This window comes from Pseudoduganella sp. jia 12, assembly GCF_055502675.1.
Genome location: NZ_JBUXKP010000020.1, coordinates 59017 through 75419 on the forward strand (window position 1 = coordinate 59017; position 16403 = coordinate 75419).

The 16403-nt window shown below is 64.7% G+C and carries 17 protein-coding genes and 1 pseudogene; 10 read left to right on the plus strand and 8 right to left on the minus strand.

Annotation, left to right across the window (positions count from 1 at the left end; all coding sequences use genetic code 11):
- Positions 1 to 63 precede the first annotated feature (63 nt).
- From atpA to ACY65G_RS29360, 4 genes are read left to right on the plus strand one after another with little or no spacing between them, the layout of a single operon-like run.
- Positions 64 to 1605, plus strand: coding sequence for a F0F1 ATP synthase subunit alpha (gene atpA, locus ACY65G_RS29345; protein WP_465000815.1), 1542 nt, complete (start codon positions 64 to 66; stop codon positions 1603 to 1605).
- 56 nt (positions 1606 to 1661) lie between these two features.
- The gene (gene atpG / locus ACY65G_RS29350) at positions 1662 to 2537 is read left to right on the plus strand and encodes a F0F1 ATP synthase subunit gamma (protein WP_131148401.1); all 876 of its coding nucleotides are present in this window, start codon (positions 1662 to 1664) and stop codon (positions 2535 to 2537) included.
- A gap of 32 nt (positions 2538 to 2569) precedes the next feature.
- The gene (gene atpD / locus ACY65G_RS29355) at positions 2570 to 3970 is read left to right on the plus strand and encodes a F0F1 ATP synthase subunit beta (RefSeq protein ID WP_465000816.1); all 1401 of its coding nucleotides are present in this window, start codon (positions 2570 to 2572) and stop codon (positions 3968 to 3970) included.
- 59 nt (positions 3971 to 4029) lie between these two features.
- The gene (locus ACY65G_RS29360; RefSeq protein WP_465000817.1) at positions 4030 to 4458 is read left to right on the plus strand and encodes a F0F1 ATP synthase subunit epsilon; all 429 of its coding nucleotides are present in this window, start codon (positions 4030 to 4032) and stop codon (positions 4456 to 4458) included.
- A 249-nt stretch (positions 4459 to 4707) separates the two neighbouring features.
- Here ACY65G_RS29360 and ACY65G_RS29365 read toward each other — a convergent pair whose 3' ends face one another.
- The gene (locus ACY65G_RS29365; RefSeq protein WP_465000818.1) at positions 4708 to 5265 is read right to left on the minus strand and encodes a hypothetical protein; all 558 of its coding nucleotides are present in this window, start codon (positions 5263 to 5265) and stop codon (positions 4708 to 4710) included.
- 170 nt (positions 5266 to 5435) lie between these two features.
- Here ACY65G_RS29365 and ACY65G_RS29370 point away from each other — a divergent pair, with 170 nt between their 5' ends.
- Positions 5436 to 5825, plus strand: a complete 390-nt coding sequence (locus ACY65G_RS29370; RefSeq protein WP_465000819.1) for a VOC family protein — start codon at positions 5436 to 5438, stop codon at positions 5823 to 5825.
- Between the two features lie 87 nt (positions 5826 to 5912).
- On the opposite strand, the gene rsgA is transcribed toward ACY65G_RS29370, so the two are convergent.
- From rsgA to ACY65G_RS29400, 6 genes are all read right to left on the minus strand, one after another.
- A complete protein-coding gene (rsgA, locus tag ACY65G_RS29375; protein WP_465000820.1) occupies positions 5913 to 6995 on the minus strand; it encodes a ribosome small subunit-dependent GTPase A in 1083 nt (360 codons plus the stop codon).
- A 229-nt stretch (positions 6996 to 7224) separates the two neighbouring features.
- Positions 7225 to 7623 carry an adenosylmethionine decarboxylase gene (speD, locus tag ACY65G_RS29380; RefSeq protein WP_465000821.1) on the minus strand — a complete coding sequence of 133 codons (399 nt, stop codon included), beginning with the start codon at positions 7621 to 7623 and terminating at the stop codon, positions 7225 to 7227.
- Positions 7620 to 7790 carry a hypothetical protein gene (locus ACY65G_RS29385; protein ID WP_465000822.1) on the minus strand — a complete coding sequence of 57 codons (171 nt, stop codon included), beginning with the start codon at positions 7788 to 7790 and terminating at the stop codon, positions 7620 to 7622. The genes speD and ACY65G_RS29385 overlap by 4 nt, the downstream gene beginning before the upstream one ends.
- Entirely contained in the window at positions 7787 to 9253 is a 1467-nt protein-coding gene (locus tag ACY65G_RS29390; protein WP_465000823.1) for a DUF4178 domain-containing protein, read from the minus strand. Before ACY65G_RS29390 ends, ACY65G_RS29385 begins: the two co-directional genes overlap by 4 nt.
- 3 nt (positions 9254 to 9256) lie before the next feature.
- Positions 9257 to 10309: an SPFH domain-containing protein gene (locus ACY65G_RS29395; RefSeq protein ID WP_465000831.1), complete on the minus strand. Its 1053-nt coding sequence runs from the start codon at positions 10307 to 10309 to the stop codon at positions 9257 to 9259.
- 11 nt (positions 10310 to 10320) lie between these two features.
- Positions 10321 to 10707, minus strand: coding sequence for a DUF350 domain-containing protein (locus ACY65G_RS29400; RefSeq protein WP_465000824.1), 387 nt, complete (start codon positions 10705 to 10707; stop codon positions 10321 to 10323).
- A 54-nt stretch (positions 10708 to 10761) separates the two neighbouring features.
- Between ACY65G_RS29400 and ACY65G_RS29405 the strand changes: the two genes are divergently transcribed.
- Both ACY65G_RS29405 and ACY65G_RS29410 read left to right on the plus strand, forming a co-directional pair.
- The gene (locus tag ACY65G_RS29405) at positions 10762 to 12273 is read left to right on the plus strand and encodes a polyamine aminopropyltransferase (protein ID WP_465000825.1); all 1512 of its coding nucleotides are present in this window, start codon (positions 10762 to 10764) and stop codon (positions 12271 to 12273) included.
- Between the two features lie 40 nt (positions 12274 to 12313).
- Positions 12314 to 13933: an FAD-dependent oxidoreductase gene (locus ACY65G_RS29410; protein ID WP_465000826.1), complete on the plus strand. Its 1620-nt coding sequence runs from the start codon at positions 12314 to 12316 to the stop codon at positions 13931 to 13933.
- 23 nt (positions 13934 to 13956) lie between these two features.
- On the opposite strand, the gene ACY65G_RS29415 is transcribed toward ACY65G_RS29410, so the two are convergent.
- The gene (locus tag ACY65G_RS29415; protein WP_465000827.1) at positions 13957 to 14499 is read right to left on the minus strand and encodes an acyl-CoA thioesterase; all 543 of its coding nucleotides are present in this window, start codon (positions 14497 to 14499) and stop codon (positions 13957 to 13959) included.
- A 128-nt stretch (positions 14500 to 14627) separates the two neighbouring features.
- Between ACY65G_RS29415 and ACY65G_RS29420 the strand changes: the two genes are divergently transcribed.
- From ACY65G_RS29420 to ACY65G_RS29430, 3 genes and pseudogenes are all read left to right on the plus strand, one after another.
- Positions 14628 to 15233 (plus strand): TetR/AcrR family transcriptional regulator, encoded by a 606-nt coding sequence (locus tag ACY65G_RS29420; protein ID WP_465000828.1) that lies wholly within the window; start codon positions 14628 to 14630, stop codon positions 15231 to 15233.
- 97 nt (positions 15234 to 15330) lie between these two features.
- Positions 15331 to 16023: a type 1 glutamine amidotransferase domain-containing protein gene (locus ACY65G_RS29425; RefSeq protein ID WP_465000829.1), complete on the plus strand. Its 693-nt coding sequence runs from the start codon at positions 15331 to 15333 to the stop codon at positions 16021 to 16023.
- A gap of 167 nt (positions 16024 to 16190) precedes the next feature.
- Positions 16191 to 16403, plus strand: a pseudogene (locus ACY65G_RS29430) (IS1595 family transposase); the annotation flags it as partial.

A 16403-nucleotide genomic window follows, 5' to 3' on the forward strand; every position in this document is an offset into this window, starting at 1 on the left:
CGTGCACCTGCGGCAGACCCTTATACCCTCGCGCAAGCTGAGAGAACACAATTAGGAGTTACCATGCAACTCAACCCATCTGAAATCAGCGAGCTGATCAAGAGCCGGATCCAAGGCATTGACAGTGGCGCTGAAGTGCGCAATCAAGGCACCGTCATCTCGGTTGCCGACGGTATCTGCCGCATCCACGGTCTGTCCGAAGTGATGCAAGGCGAGATGCTCGAATTCCCGGGCAATACGTTTGGCCTGGCCATGAACCTGGAGCGCGACTCCGTCGGCGCCGTGATTCTGGGTGCCTACGAGCACATCTCCGAAGGCGACACGGTGAAAACCACCGGCCGCATCCTGGAAGTGCCGGTCGGTCCGGAACTGCGCGGCCGCGTCGTAAACGCGCTGGGCCAGCCGATCGACGGCAAAGGTCCGGTCGATGCCAAGCTGACCTCGCCGATCGAAAAGATCGCCCCGGGCGTGATCGCCCGTGAATCCGTGTCGCAGCCGATGCAGACCGGCCTGAAGTCCATCGACGCGATGGTGCCGATCGGCCGTGGCCAGCGCGAGCTGATCATCGGCGACCGCCAGACCGGTAAATCGGCTGTCGCAGTCGACGCGATCATCAACCAGAAGGGCCAGGGCATGACGTGTATCTACGTCGCCATCGGCCAGAAGGCTTCCACGATCAAGAACATCGTCCGCTCGCTGGAACAGCACGGCGCGATGGAATACACGATCGTCGTTGCCGCCACGGCATCCGAATCGGCCGCCATGCAGTACATCTCGGCCTACTCGGGCTGCACGATGGGCGAATACTTCCGCGACCGCGGCGAAGACGCGCTGATCGTGTATGACGATCTGTCGAAGCAAGCTGTTGCATACCGTCAGATTTCGCTGCTGCTGCGCCGTCCGCCGGGCCGTGAAGCTTACCCGGGCGACGTGTTCTACCTGCACAGCCGCCTGCTGGAACGCGCAGCCCGCGTGAACGCCGACTACGTGTCGAACTTCACCAACGGCGCGGTGACCGGCAAGACCGGTTCGCTGACCGCACTGCCGATCATCGAAACGCAAGCCGGCGACGTGTCCGCCTTCGTGCCGACCAACGTGATCTCGATTACCGACGGCCAGATCTTCCTGGAAACGTCGCTGTTCAACGCCGGCGTGCGCCCTGCGATCAACGCCGGTATTTCGGTGTCCCGCGTGGGTGGTGCAGCGCAGACGAAAGTCATCAAGGGCCTGTCCGGCGGTATCCGTACCGACCTGGCGCAGTACCGTGAACTGGCTGCGTTCGCGCAGTTCGCTTCCGACCTGGACGAATCGACCCGCAAGCAGCTGGACCGCGGTGCCCGCGTGACGGAACTGCTGAAGCAGCAGCAATATTCGCCGCTGTCGACCTCGTTGATGGCCGCGTCGCTGTTCGCCGTGAACAAGGGCTTCCTGGACGATATCAGCGTCAAGCAAGTGCTGCCGTTCGAAGCAGGCCTGCATTCGTACCTGAAGACGAAGCAAGCTGCCCTGCTGTCGAAGATCGAAGAAAGCAAGCAACTGGACAAGGATAGCGAAGCAACGCTGTCCGCGGCCATCGCTGATTTCAAGAAATCCGGCGCATTTTAAGCGGCACGGCGGTTCACCTGGGTGAACCGCCATTCGCGCAGAAGGAGTAAGGACTCATGGCAGTAGGCAAAGAGATACGTGGCAAGATCAAGAGCGTAGAAAATACGAAGAAGATCACGAAGGCGATGGAAATGGTCGCCGCATCGAAAATGCGCAAGGCGCAGGATCGCATGCGCGCCGCCCGTCCCTACGCGGACAAGATTCGTAATATCGCCGCGAACCTGGCTGGCGCCAATCCCGAGTACACGCACCCGTTCCTGGCAGATGCCCAGGGCACGCAGGCGAAAGCCGTTGGCTTCATCATCATCACGACCGACAAGGGTCTGTGCGGTGGCATGAACACCAACGTGCTGCGCGCGGTGACGAACAAGACGAAGGAACTGGAAGCCGCCGGTAACAAGGTCGAAGCGGTTGCCATCGGCAACAAAGGTCTCGGTTTCCTGAACCGCATCGGTGTGCCCGTGGTGGCGCAGGCGACGCAGATCGGCGATACCCCGCACCTGGAAAAGCTGATCGGCCCCGTGAAAGTCATGCTGGAGAAGTTCCAGGAAGGCAAGCTGGACGCGGTATACCTGTGCTACACCAAGTTCATCAACACGATGAAGCAGGAACCGATGGTCGAGCAGCTGCTGCCGCTGACCGCTGAAAAGCGCGCGGCAGACAAGGGTGGCATCACTTGGGATTACATCTACGAACCGGATGCAGGGACCGTCATCGACGAACTGCTGGAACGTTACGTGGAAGCCCTGGTGTACCAGTCCGTGGCGGAAAACCTCGCGTCCGAGCAGTCGGCGCGGATGGTGGCGATGAAGGCCGCCAGCGACAACGCCGGCAGTGTGATCGGCGAACTGAAGCTGGTGTACAACAAGACCCGTCAGGCAGCCATTACCAAAGAACTCTCTGAAATCGTGGCCGGTGCGGCAGCGGTTTAAAAACGAATTTAACTATATTTGAAGGAACGAAAATGGCTGATGGCAAAATCGTTCAGTGTATCGGCGCCGTGGTGGACGTGGAGTTCCCGCGCAACGCGATGCCTAAGGTTTTTGACGCGCTGAAAATGGCTGGCTCCGAGCTGACCCTGGAAGTTCAACAGCAGCTGGGCGACGGCATTGTCCGTACCATTGCGCTGGGTTCTTCCGACGGCCTGCGTCGCGGCATGACCATCCAGAACACCGGCAATCCGATCATGGTTCCAGTTGGTAACGGCACCCTGGGTCGCATCATGGACGTGCTGGGCAACCCGATCGACGAGCGTGGCCCTGTCTCGCAAGAGCAGACCGCGTCGATCCACCGCACCCCGCCGGCCTACGACGAGCTGTCGCCGTCGCAAGACCTGCTGGAAACCGGCATCAAGGTGATCGACCTGGTGTGCCCGTTCGCCAAGGGCGGTAAAGTCGGCCTGTTCGGCGGCGCCGGCGTGGGCAAGACCGTCAACATGATGGAACTGATCAACAACATCGCCAAGGCGCACTCGGGTCTGTCCGTGTTCGCCGGCGTGGGCGAGCGTACCCGCGAAGGTAACGACTTCTACCACGAGATGGCCGATGCGAAGGTCGTCGACCTGGACAACCTGGGCAACTCCAAAGTGGCCATGGTGTACGGCCAGATGAACGAACCGCCGGGCAACCGCCTGCGCGTGGCACTGACCGGCCTGACCATCGCGGAATCGTTCCGTGACCAGGGCAAGGACGTGCTGTTCTTCGTCGACAACATCTACCGCTTCACGCTGGCCGGTACCGAAGTGTCCGCACTGCTGGGCCGTATGCCTTCCGCCGTGGGTTACCAGCCGACGCTGGCCGAGGAAATGGGCCGCCTGCAGGAACGCATCACGTCCACCAAGACCGGCTCGATCACGTCGATCCAGGCCGTGTACGTCCCTGCGGATGACTTGACCGACCCGTCGCCAGCGACGACCTTCGGTCACCTGGATTCCACCGTCGTTCTGTCGCGTGACATCGCCTCGCTGGGTATCTACCCGGCAGTGGACCCGCTGGACTCGACCTCCCGCCAGCTGGACCCGCTGGTCGTCGGCCAGGACCACTACGACACGGCCCGCGCCGTGCAGGGCACGCTGCAGCGCTACAAGGAACTGCGCGACATCATCGCGATTCTGGGCATGGACGAACTGGCACCGGAAGACAAGCTGCTGGTATCGCGTGCACGTAAGATGCAGCGTTTCCTGTCGCAGCCGTTCCACGTCGCCGAAGTCTTTACCGGCGCACCGGGCAAGTACGTTTCGCTGAAGGACACGATCAAGGGCTTCAAGATGATCGCTTCGGGCGAACTGGATCACCTGCCGGAGCAGGCGTTCTACATGGTCGGCACGATCGAAGAAGCCATCGAAAAAGCCAAGAAGCTGGGCTGATTTGATGCGGCGCTCCGCCCCTGAACGGGGGCGGGGCCGTTCAAACCGATAGGATAATTATGGCAAACACAATTCACGTCGATGTGGTGTCCGCGGAAGAGCTGATCTTCTCGGGCGAAGCCACGTTCGTCGCGTTGCCGGGCGAGCAGGGCGAGCTGGGTATCTACCCGAAGCACACGCCTTTGATCACCCGTATCCGTCCGGGCGCGGTGCGCATCCAGGTTGCAGGCAAGTCGGAAGAGGAGTTCGTCTTCGTCGCCGGCGGCCTGCTGGAAGTGCAGCCGAACGCCGTGACGGTCCTGGCCGACACCGCGATTCGCAGCGGCGACCTGGACGAAGCCAAGGCCCAGGAGGCCAAGAAGCTGGCGGAAGAAAGCCTCGCCAACAACAAGACCGGCATCGACTACGCGAAAGCGCAGGCCGAACTGGCAGCGGCCATCGGCCAGCTGGCAGCCCTGCAAAAACTGCGCGCACGCGGCGGCAAGTAAGCTTTGCCCCGCCCATGAAAAAGCAGCCTTCGGGCTGCTTTTTTACGCCTGTACCGTTACTAAAAAACCACTGGGAACCACTGGGGACAGTCCCCTTTTTAAAGCAATATTTCTCGACATTGAGAAGCAGCCTGATGCCTATCGGGGCACTGGCAAGCCTGCCTGCTCAATATCGAGAAAAGTTTCCTCAGAACGGGGACAGTCCCCGGTTTTTGGAAATAGTTGCCTGGCGCGTGGCTGTCGGCGTTCTCAGCGGCACAGCCCGTAGGCCTTGCGTTCCGGGAACCAGCGATAGGTGAAGGTGCGCACCGGGTAGCGTTCGTTAGCGATGATGACGTCCGACAGCACCAGGTCGAAGCGCTGCGGCAGGCCGCCGTCGACGCCCAGCCGGATGCGCCATTGGGTGACGTCTGCCGTGGCAACTGGCAACAGCAGCGCCGGGATATTGGTGATGACTTCCACCATTTCCGCGCGGTTGTTGGTGCCGCGCTGGTAGTAGCTGAGCACCTTGGCCTTGGCGATCGTCGCGCCCTTGGGCTGGGTGATGTTGAAAGCACGCGTGACGAACTCCACCCTGCCGGCGCGCGGCACCAGATAGACGATGCCGAACTCGGCGCTACCTTCCTTCACCGTGACGGGGGTGGTGGCGGCAACGCTGACCCCTTCGGGCAACCTGAACGTGGACCCATCCACCCATTCCCGGCAATCGGGGCTCGTGGCCAGGTAGAGCTGTTCGGGCTGGTAATCGTTGCCGCAGGCCGTGACGGCCAGCAGCAGGGGAACGGCAAGAAGGGCGAAGCGACGCATGGCGATGAATGTGGAAAACAGAAGCCGACAGTGTAACCGAGCGTTCATTGCTGCAACAGCGTACCTCCACCTTGACATGCGACGGGGCCGGCGGCCACCGAAAGTCAATCGTGCGCGCCTGCATGCATTCAAGGGTGATAGGCTGGACTCTCTCACTTCAGGAGCAGCGCATGTTTCATCATCTCGGTATTGTCGTGACGGACTTCACGCGCAGCGCGGCGCTCTACGACGCCTGCCTCGCGCCGCTGGGGATCCGTCGCACCGAAACCGACATGGACTGGGCCATTTACGCGGCCGAGGGAGGCCAGCCGTTCATCTGGCTGGGCTCCGAGATCCCCACTTACTGGCGGGCCGGCCACCAGGCCGGCAACGCGCCGCTGCATATCGCCTTCGCCGCATCGGATCGCGAAGCCGTCGACAGGTTCTACGCCGCCGCGATGGAACACGGCGCCGAGGATCATGGGCCGCCCGGCCCGCGCGTCGGCTCGGGGCACTACTACAGCGCCTATATCCTCGATTTCGACGGCAACAACATCGAAGCCACGCTGCGCGAAAAGTAGCATCGCCAGGCGCCGGCCCTGCCGCCTGGCGCGTGCGGCGCATGCTTGCTTGCTGCTTACTGCCTGCTGCTTACTGCCTGCGCACGCTTACTGCTTGCCTTTCTCCCGCATGTGCCGCTGCACGGCCTTGCTGATCGCTTTCCATTTCGCGCGCGCGGCGATCCGGTCCAGCGGTGTCTGCTCGCCGCGCCGCGCATCGCGCAACAGCTTGTGGTAATTGGCCAGCCGGTCCGCGTCGATGCCCGCGCGCACGGCGCAATCCGGTTCCAGCTCGTGGCGGCAATCGCGGAACTGGCAGTGCAGGGCCAGCGCCGCGATATCGTCGAACGTGGCCGACAGCGTCGTTTCATCCGCGTCCGGCCGCCAGGTGCGTAATCCCGGCGTGTCGATGATGCAGGCACCATTGGCGCAGCGGTGCAGGGAGCGTGCCGTGGTCGTATGCTTGCCGCGGCCATCGCTCTTGCGCGTGCCGCCCGTTTTAATTGCCGATTCCAGGCCGGTGGCGGCCAGCGTATTGGTCAGCGTCGATTTGCCCGTGCCCGAAGCCCCCAGCAGGCAGAGCGTCTGGCCCGTCCCCAGCCACGGTTGCAGCGAACCGGCCGCGGCATCGCTCAAGGCATTCAGCGCAATCACGGGAATGCCGCCAGGCAGCCGGCGCTCCACGTCGGCGACCCGTTCGTCGGCATCCTCGGCAAGGTCCGCCTTGGTCAGCACGACCACCGGCGCGATACCGGCGCTTTGCACGACGGCGATATACCGTTCCAGCCGGCGCAGGTTGAAATCAAGGTCCAGGCCCATGGCGAGCAAGGCCGTATCGATATTGCTGGCCAATACCTGGCGGCGGCCATCGTTGGCACGGCGGGCCACCTGCGTCAGCGGGTCGGCCCGTGCGGCGATCCGGAGCTCGTCGGCCAGGGCGTCGACGGCGACCCAGTCGCCGACGGCCAGTGTGTCGTTGTCACCGGCCAGGCTGGCCAGCAGGCGGGGCAGGGCGCGAGCCTGCTGGCCGGCGTGGCCGGCGTGGCCGTCGTGCACGGTGATCCATTCGCCGTGGATGGCGGCGATGCGCATCGGGCGCATCGTGTCCGTGAAGGACAGTGCCGCCAGACGGGCGGCGGTAAGGTTGTTCAGTCCGATGAGGCGTAAGGCGTCGGATGCGAAATTCGACATGATGGTGTTCCCATGAATTCATCGCCCGTGGCGCGCGCGGGCACAGGCCGGCTCGAAGCACACGGCTTCGGGCGGCAACGTTGAAACGGGAGGGCCGGCGCGTCAGGCGCCGAGGGAACACCGGAAGAAAGAAGCGGTAACCCTGGCGTCAGATGGCCGGCAGGAAGGCAATGTCCGTGGCTTTCATGGGGTATCTCCTTCTGGCAGGGTTAACAGGGAAACAAGTTTGTCACCCGTTGACGATTTCGTCAACGGGGCTGCGTTGCGCGGTGCGCACGCGGCAGTGCGCGGGAGCCAATGCGGTGCGCAGTACGTCGAGGGCGCGCTGGGGCACCGCGGCGCCGCACATGAAAATGTCGACGGCCGCGAAGGCCTGTTCCGGCCACGTATGGATGGAGATATGCGATTCGGCCAGCAGCACCACGCCGGTCACGCCAAGCCCTGGCCCGAAGCCGTGGAAATGGCTGTGCAGGATGTGCGCGCCCGCCGCTTCCGCTGCGGCGCGCAGCAATTGCTCGATGCGGATGCAGCTCGTCAGCAGGGCCGGCGCCACGCCGGACAGGTCCGCCAGCAGATGGGTTCCCTCGGCCTTGTAGTGGCTCGCCTCGTCGCTCACCCGTGTGTTCACTTGTGGCCTCCGCCGCCACCCCAGCTGCCGCTGCCCGTATGCGACGACCACGAGGAACCGCCGCTGCGATAGCCGCTGCTGCCACCGCTGCTCTGGCCCATATTGGTCCAACTGAGCACGGTCGAAACGAAGACCACCGCGATCCCGTAGATCCAGAACTTTTTCATGCTTTATCGTTATCGTCGAGGAAAACGGCCGGCAGGTACAGCGCCAGCGCGGCCAGCACCGGGTAGGCGAACGTGCCGCCGAAGTTGGCGATCAGCGGGATCGCGTTGATCACGCCCGTGACGATGATCAGCATGCGGGCCGCATCGCGGTAGCGGGTGCCCGAGGTCAGCTTGCCCGGCGGGCGCAGTGGCTCCTTCGGCTTGCCCTTGAATACCGTGGGGAACCACATGTGCAGCTGGTCGAATGCCACGGGAGAGGAACGCGACCAGGAGATTTCATTCTCCGTGCGTTCGACCGCCAGCATCGATTGTCCACTGCGCAGTTCCTCGACCTGGGTTATGTCGCCCACCGCTACGCGCCAGTTGAAGGCGCCGGCGGCGAACGTCACCCGCGCCGGGTACTGGTACAGCCGCCGGTACGTTGTCTTCTTCAGCACGGCCGAGCCGTCGCGCCAGTCCGGCCAGCTGTCGAGCACTTCCGAGCGCTGCCAGCCCTCGTCCGTCTCCACCAGCCACGTGAAACCGGCGCGGCTGCCATACAGCAGGTATTCGGTCCACGCGCTGCCTTCGTCATCCTCGCGGCGCATCACGCCGATCACGGTGAGCTTCTGGTTGCCCAGCGTGCCCTCGGTGCCCAGCGGCAGCGTGACGGGCACGGCATCGAGCCGTTCGCCGGCGCGCAGCACCGCGACCTTCGGGCTGGCCGCATCGAGCTGCGCGCTGCACGCCGGGCACACGAGGTTCGCCGTCATGCCCGGCAAGTACTTGATGCCGCTGCCGCATGCCGGGCAATCGAGCGCCGCGACCTTGCCGCGGAAGCGGCCGGCGGTGCGCGCGATCTCCGCGTCGTCGCGCAGCAGCTGCGGGTGCAGGTTGTCCAGCTTGACGGCTCCGCCGGCGTAGACCATCGGCTGTTCGCCATCGGAATAATCGAGCGTCATGAAGGCGCTGCCGGCACGCAGGTCGGCCACCTTAGCCTGCCAGCCCTCGCCCACGCGGAACGGCAATTCTCCCTGACCGCCGGTGCAGCGGGCGGTGCGCACGTCCGCCACCGTCCAGCGCTGGGCTGCCAGTGTCACGTGCCCGCCTGGCCGCAGATCCGCGAAGGCGGGCACGGGGCCGGCGGCATCCTCGGCTGCGGTCATCGTGAACTGGCCGGACGCATCGCCCAGCCACCCGGTTCCCCCATCGTCGAACAGCAGGTACCACTCGTTCCAGAAGCCGTCGTCATAGCGCAGCTGCAGCCGCCCCACCACCGTGAACGGGCGGCTGGACCACGTGCCGGACGTGCCGAGCTGGATCGGCGAATAGTCTTCCAGCACGTCGGAGATCTTGCCCAGGTCGCCCACGCTGCCGGGGTCCTTCAGCACGCCGGTGCGGCAGTACTCGCACACGGCCATCACGGCCGCGTGCGAGCGGAAGCGCACCTCGGCGCCGCAGCTGGGGCAGGAAAGGGTCAGCAACGCCTAGCCGATCAGCTTCTTCAGCAGCTCGGCCTTCGTGCTGTCGTAGTCGGCGGCGGAGATCAGGCCCTTGTCCAGCAAGCCCTTGAGCTTCTGCAGGCGCGTTTCGATCGAATCCTCGGCCGGTGCGGCCGGTGCGGCGGGTACCGGAGAAGGCGCCGCCTGCGGCGCGACGGGCGCCAGGGAGGCGCCAACCGCCTGGCCCATGGCCTGGCCGATCGTCACGCCGGCGCCCAGCCCGGCGCCGATGCCGGCGATGCCGCCTTCGTTCTGCGCCGCCAGCGGGATCGCGGTGGCGGTCTGGTAGCGCGTGAAGCCGGCCATCTTGTCGGCGGCGAGGCCGCCCTTCATGCCGGCCGAGATGCGGTCGTCCAGCGCCTTCTGCAAATCCTCGGGCAGGCTCACGGAAGCGACGTTGAATTCATCGAGGCCGATGCCGTAGCGCGCGAACGCGTCGGCAAGGTCGCCCTTGATTTCCTGCGCCATCAGCGCCTGGTTGGCCGCCATGTCGAGGAAGGCCACGTTCGAGCCGCCGATCGAGCTGGCCATGGTGGCCAGCAGGATGCCGCGCAGCTGGTCTTCCACCTCGTCGCGCGTGTAGGCTTCGCGGGTGCCGCTGATCTCTGTGAAGAACTTGCGGGCATCCGTCACGCGATACGAATACATGCCGAAGGCGCGCACGCGGATCATGTCGAAATCCTTGTCGCGGATCGTCACGGGCTGCGTGGTGCCCCACTTGCGGCCCGTCTGCACGCGCGTGCTGAAGAAATACACATCCGACTTGAACGGCGCGTCGAACAGCTTGTCCCAGTTCCTCAGGTTGGTGAGCACGGGCAGCGTCTGCGTGGTGAGCTTGTGCGTGCCCGGGCCGAACACGTCGGCGATCTGGCCCTCGTTGACGAACACCGCCACCTGCGATTCGCGCACGACCAGCACGCCGCCGTTCTGGATCTCGAAATCCTGCATCGGGTAGCGCCAGGCCAGCACGCCTTCCTGGTCCTCGTTCCACTGCAGGACGTCGATGAACTGCTTCTTGATAAAGCTGCCGATACCCATCATGGGCTCCTTCAGGAAATGCAGGCGGCGTTGATGCCGCCGATGGAAAGGGAAATGGTGCCGAGCAGGGCGCCGAACGCGCTGTTGCCGGATTCGATCTGGTCCCGGGCCATCTTCAGCGCGCGCGTGGTCACCGCGTAAGCCAGCGCCTGCACGACCATCGCGCCGAATGCCCACGCGAAGAATTCCTGGTAATTGCGGGTATGCAGCAGGCTTGATGCGATCGTCAGCGAAAAGCCGAGCAGTGCGCCGCCCAGCGACAATGCCGCCGCATGGTTGCCTTCCCGGATCAGGTGGACTTCATCGTACGGCGTCATCCACGTGTAGGCCTTGAAGAAGACCGCGAGCAGCGCGGCCGCGATACACAGGTGGATCACGTAGTTGGCAACAGCGAACATGGCTTATAGTACCGACTTGTAGACAGAGAAACATGATAATCCAGTCGCGGACCAATGACCAAAAAGATTCTGATCCTGTCCGTGTTCGTCGTTGCCTCGTGCGGCCTGGCGTATGAACTGATTGCCGGCGCACTGGCCAGCTACCTGCTGGGCGATTCGGTGCTGCAGTTTTCCACCATCATCGGCTGCTACCTGTTCGCCATGGGCGTCGGCGCCCACCTGTCGAAGTACGTGAAGGACGAGCATGTGCTGGCGCGCTTCGTCGACATCGAACTGGCGATCGGCCTGATCGGCGGCGTCTCCGCCGCCCTGCTGTTCCTCACGTTCTCGTGGGCGGCCGCGCCGTTCCGGCTGCTGCTTTACGTGCTGGTATTCATGATCGGTGCCATGGTCGGCATGGAGGTGCCGCTGGTGATGCGCGCGCTGAATGCGCGCCAGACCGCGTTTGCCGACATCGTCAGCCGCGTGCTCACGTTCGACTACCTGGGCGCGCTGGCCGTATCGCTGCTGTTCCCGCTGGTGCTGGCGCCGCATCTCGGCCTGGTGCGCACCGGCTACCTGTTCGGCATGCTCAACATCGGCGTGGCGCTGTGGACCATCTACGTGTTCCGCGCCGAATTGACGCACCTGGCCGGCCGCACCTTGCGCGCCTGTGCCGTGCTGGCCGCGCTGTCGTTCGGCTTTGCCAGTGCCGACCGCCTCACCCATTTCGGCGAACATGCGCTGTTCGGCGACGAGATCGTGTATGCCACCAGCACGCCCTACCAGCGGCTCGTGATCACCCGCTGGAAGGACGACACGCGGCTGTACATCAACGGCAACCTGCAGTTCTCGTCGCGCGACGAATACCGGTATCACGAGGCGCTCGTGCACCCCGCGCTGGAACGGCTGCCCTGGGCGAAACGGGTGCTGGTGCTGGGCGGCGGCGACGGCCTGGCGGCGCGCGAGGTGCTGCGCTACAAGAACATCGAGCACGTGACGCTGGTCGACCTCGACCCGGCAATGACGGCCGCGTTCACGACGCGCGCCGAACTGGCCGCCCTGAACCACGGAGCGCTGTCCGACCCGCGCGTCGAGGTGATCAATACCGACGCGGCCGTGTGGCTGCGAGAGACCCGGGACATGTTCGATGCCGTGATCGTCGATTTCCCCGATCCGTCCAGTTTCGCGCTGGGCAAGCTGTATTCCGTGCCGTTCTACAGCATGCTCAAGCACCACCTGGCGGCCAATGGCCTGGTGGTGGTGCAATCGACGTCGCCGTTCTTCGCGCCGCATGCCTACTGGACCATCGATGCCACGCTGCGCGAAGTGGGCCTGCGCACGTATCCCTACCATGCCTACGTGCCGTCGTTCGGCGAATGGGGTTTCATCCTGGCGTCGCCGCAGGGCACCTTCACGCCGCCCGATGCCTACCGCCTGCCGATGCGCTTCCTGAATGGCGCCACCACGGCCGCCATGTTCAGCTTCCCGCCCGACATGAAACCGCTGAAGATGGCGCCGAATCGCCTGAACACCCAATCGCTGGTGCACGAGTTCGAACAGGACTGGCGCAACACGATACGCTGAGGGTACGCTGACACCAAGTCGAGAACACGCTGAGGACACGATGGAACGCCGCTCATTCCTGCGCTGGACCGCCGCCCTGGGCGCCGGCGGCGCCGCCGCTGCCGCCGGCATTGCCGCCTGGGCGCGCTGGCACGAAATCAAGCCCGAGCTGCATTACCCCGGCCGCGCCGAAGGCCATTATTTGCGCGACCGCCAGGCCCTGCCGCCGCCTTCGGACGTCGTCGAAGCCGACGTCGCCATCCTCGGTTCCGGCATCGCCGGGCTGACGGCGGCATGGAAGCTGCACCGCGAAGGCGTCAAGGATGTGCTGATGGTCGACGGCCCCGAGCCGTTCGGCAACGCCGCCGGCGGCACCTATGGACCGCTGGCGTATCCGACCGGCGCGCACTACCTGCCGATCCCGCCGCAGGAGTGCCTGCACGTGCGGCACCTGCTGTACGACCTGGGCATCATCACGCGCGATCCCTACGGCCCGAAGCCGCACTACGATGAAAAGCTGATCCTGCACGCGCCCCACGAACGGCTGCTGTACGGCGGCAAGTGGCATGAGGGTGTCATGCCGCGCGCCGGCGTGCCGTCGGCGGAACTGGCCGAGCATGCGCGCTTTTCCGCCGAGATGGAAAAGCTGCATGCGATGCGCGGTGCCGACCGCCGCAAGGTCTTCACGCTGCCGGCCGCGCATGCGTCCACCGACCCGGCCTGGCGCCGGCTCGACACGATCACCTTTAAAACCTGGCTGGCGCAGAACAACTACCGGGCGCCCACCTTGCTGTGGTATCTCGATTACTGCTGCCGCGACGATTACGGCACCGGCATCGACCGCGTTTCCGCCTGGGCCGGCCTGCATTATTTTTGCGCGCGCGGAGGCGAAGCATCCAACGCGGAAGGGGGCGCCTGGCTCACATGGCCCGGCGGCCTGCAGCCGCTGGCCGAGAAGCTGGCCGCCCGGACCGGCACGCGGCGCATGGCCGGCACGGCCGCCACCGTGAAACAGGTCGACGGACGCGCCGAAGCGCTGTGCTTCGTGCTGGAGAACGGCAAGCCGCGCACTGTCCTGGTCCGCGCCCGCAAGGTCATTTGCGCGATGCCGCTGTTCGTGGCCAGCCGCGTGGTCGAGGATATCGCGCAATACGGTTTCGATCCGGCGCGGCACATGCCGGTGTACGCGCCATGGCTCGTGACGAATTTTCTGCTGGACCGCTTTCCGGAAGAGTTGCCCGAGGCGCCGCTATCGTGGGACAACGTGGTGCATGGCACGCAGGGCCTGGGCTATGTGGTGTCCACGCACCAGGACATCCGCCAGCAGCCCCCCGCGCAAACCGTGTTCACCAGCTACGTGGCGCTGGCCGACCGCGATCCGGTCGCGGCGCGCACGTGGATGCAGTCCGCGTCGCCCGAGGAGCTGCTGGCGCTGGCCACCGTCGACCTGCGTGCCGCCTACGGCAGCGCGTTCGATGGCTGCGTGCAGCGCGCCGACATCACGCTGCGCGCCCATGCGATGGCCGCGCCGTTGCCGGGGTTCCTGGCCAATGCTGGCCTGCAGGCGCTGCGCGATGCCGCAGGGCCGGTGTTGTTCGCGCACGCGGACCTGTCGGGTTTTTCCGTGTTCGAGGAAGCATCGTGGTGGGGATGGCAGGCGGCGCAGAAAGCGCTGGCCTGAAAGCACTGGCCTGAAAGCGCGGTTCAGTCGGCGCTCAGCTTCATCGCCGCATCCAGGTCCAGCATCGCCTGCACGGCGGCGTCGATCGGCGGCGACTGCACGCCCGTCACGCCCACACTACCGAAGATCGTGTCGATCGGCACGAAGCCCCGCGCCTTGCGGGAGTAGAGTCCGGCCAGCACCAATGCCCGCGTCGCTACCACGTCGCCGTCGGCAAGGATGCGCTGCTCGAACACGACGCGGTTGTCCGTCCACGCCGCGATCCGCGTCTCCAGCACGAAAGGCTGGAACAGCCGCAGCTCGCGCCGGAAGCGGATCGCGCCGCCGCCCACGATGGGCGTCCATTTGTTCTTCAGCACCGCGCCCAGCAGGCCCATGCGCAGCATGATGTCGGTGCGGCCCAGGTCGAACAGCGTCCAGTAGCGCCCGTTGTTCACGTGGCCGTTCGTGTCGAGGTCGTTGAACCACACGCGGAACTTCAGGCGCGAGACGCCGTGCGGCGCGGCCAGCTTCGGGCGGAAGGGTGTGCTGATCAGCAGGAAGAGCAGGCGAAACCACAGGTTCATCGGGAGAGCCCCATTGAAAAATCGGCATGCTGGCGCATGGAGGAGGGTTTGGCAAGGAAGAATCCCTCTAGCGCCAGCAAGAAAGAAATCACTAGACGACTGGTCGGTTTTGAATTAAAGTAGGTCCCATGAACACGGCCACTGCCCACCAAACCTCCGAAGTCCGGATGAATCTCCTGGCCACTGGCCAGCGCATCATGGCCGGCAAGGGGTACTCGGCGGTGGGCCTGAACGAAATCCTTACGGCGGCGGGCGTGCCGAAGGGGTCGTTCTACCATTACTTCGGCTCCAAGGATGCGTTCGGCGAAGCCATGCTCGAACAATATTTCGAGGATTACCTGGCCGAGCTCGACCGGACCTTGCAACAGCCGGGTTCGACGATGGCGCAGCGCTTGATGGCGTACTGGCAATCGTGGCAAGCGTCGCAGTCGTTCGACAATTGCCAGGGCAAGTGCCTGGCGGTGAAACTGGGCGCGGAAGTGGCGGACCTGTCCGATGCCATGCGGCGCGTGCTGCGGCATGGCACGGAACGCATCGTCGGCAGGCTGGCGCAGGCGATTGCCGCGGGTGTGGAAGAAGGCTCTCTGGCGATCGATGGCGATGCGCCGCATGTGGCGGCCAGCCTGTACCAGCTGTGGCTCGGCGCCAGCCTGCTCGTCAAGATCGAGCGCACCATGCAGCCATTTGAAACGGCCCTGATAATGACCGGGCAGATTCTTCGTCCAGTCCGCTGAAGCGGGCTGGCAGTTACCGCACTTCCTCGCGAAGTGTTTTTTTGGCCCGACCGTAGACGACTGGTCTACTGGCGAGCGCTACTTTAGGAGAAACACCATGAATGTCCTGATCGTCCTGACCTCCCATGACACGCTCGGCAACACGGGTCGCAAGACCGGCTTCTGGCTGGAAGAGCTGGCGGCACCGTACTACGCGTTCAAGGATGCCGGCGCGCGGATCGTCCTTGCCTCGCCCGCCGGCGGCCGTCCGCCGCTGGACCCGAAAAGCAACGAACCGGAATTCCAGACCGATCTCACGCGCCGCTTCGAGGCCGATGACGAAGCCGTCGCACAGCTGGCTGCCACCGTGCGCCTCGACACCGTGTCGCAGGCGGACTTCGACACGGTGTTCTACCCGGGCGGTCATGGCCCCCTGTGGGACCTCGCCGAAGACCGCCACTCGATCGCGCTGATCGAAGCGTTCCTGGCGGCCGGCAAGCCGGTGGCGCTGGTCTGCCATGCACCGGGCGTGCTGCGCCACGTGCGCACCCAGGATGGCCGGCCGCTGGTCGAGGGCAAGCAGGTGACCGGCTTCACGAATACCGAGGAAGCCGGCGTCGGATTGACCGACGTGGTGCCGTTCCTCGTCGAGGACGAGCTGAAGGCCAAGGGCGGCATCTATTCGCGCGGCGGCGACTGGGCATCGTATGTCGTGCGCGACGGCCTGCTGGTCACGGGGCAGAACCCGGGTTCGTCGGCCGAAACCGCCACCGTGCTGCTCGAGCAGTTGCGCCCCGGCGCGGCCGCTTGATGCCGGCGTTGTGAAAAAGCGGGCACCCCGCCGGGGTGCCCGCCATTGCAGCAGAACGCGATTCGTTCCGGCGTTGTTTCAAGGCGCTGTCAGCGTTAGATCTGCGAACTAATCGAACCGGACACTGTCTTACTCTTCGTTGAGGTAACTCATGCCGAGGAGGGGCGATGGACACCGCGAGCTTTGCCGGGCTGTTCGACATACTGCGCCGTGAGTCATTGAGCGATCAGCAGGCGGACAGCTTGCGGGCCTGGCTCGACACGCTGTCGTCGTGTACGAACTGTTTCGTATTGATCGAGCAAGCAGCTGGCCGCGGACCCTGTCCGCGTTGTGGCTGTCCCCGCCAGCACCGCTGCGGCAGCGCCAATGGGCTGCAACGC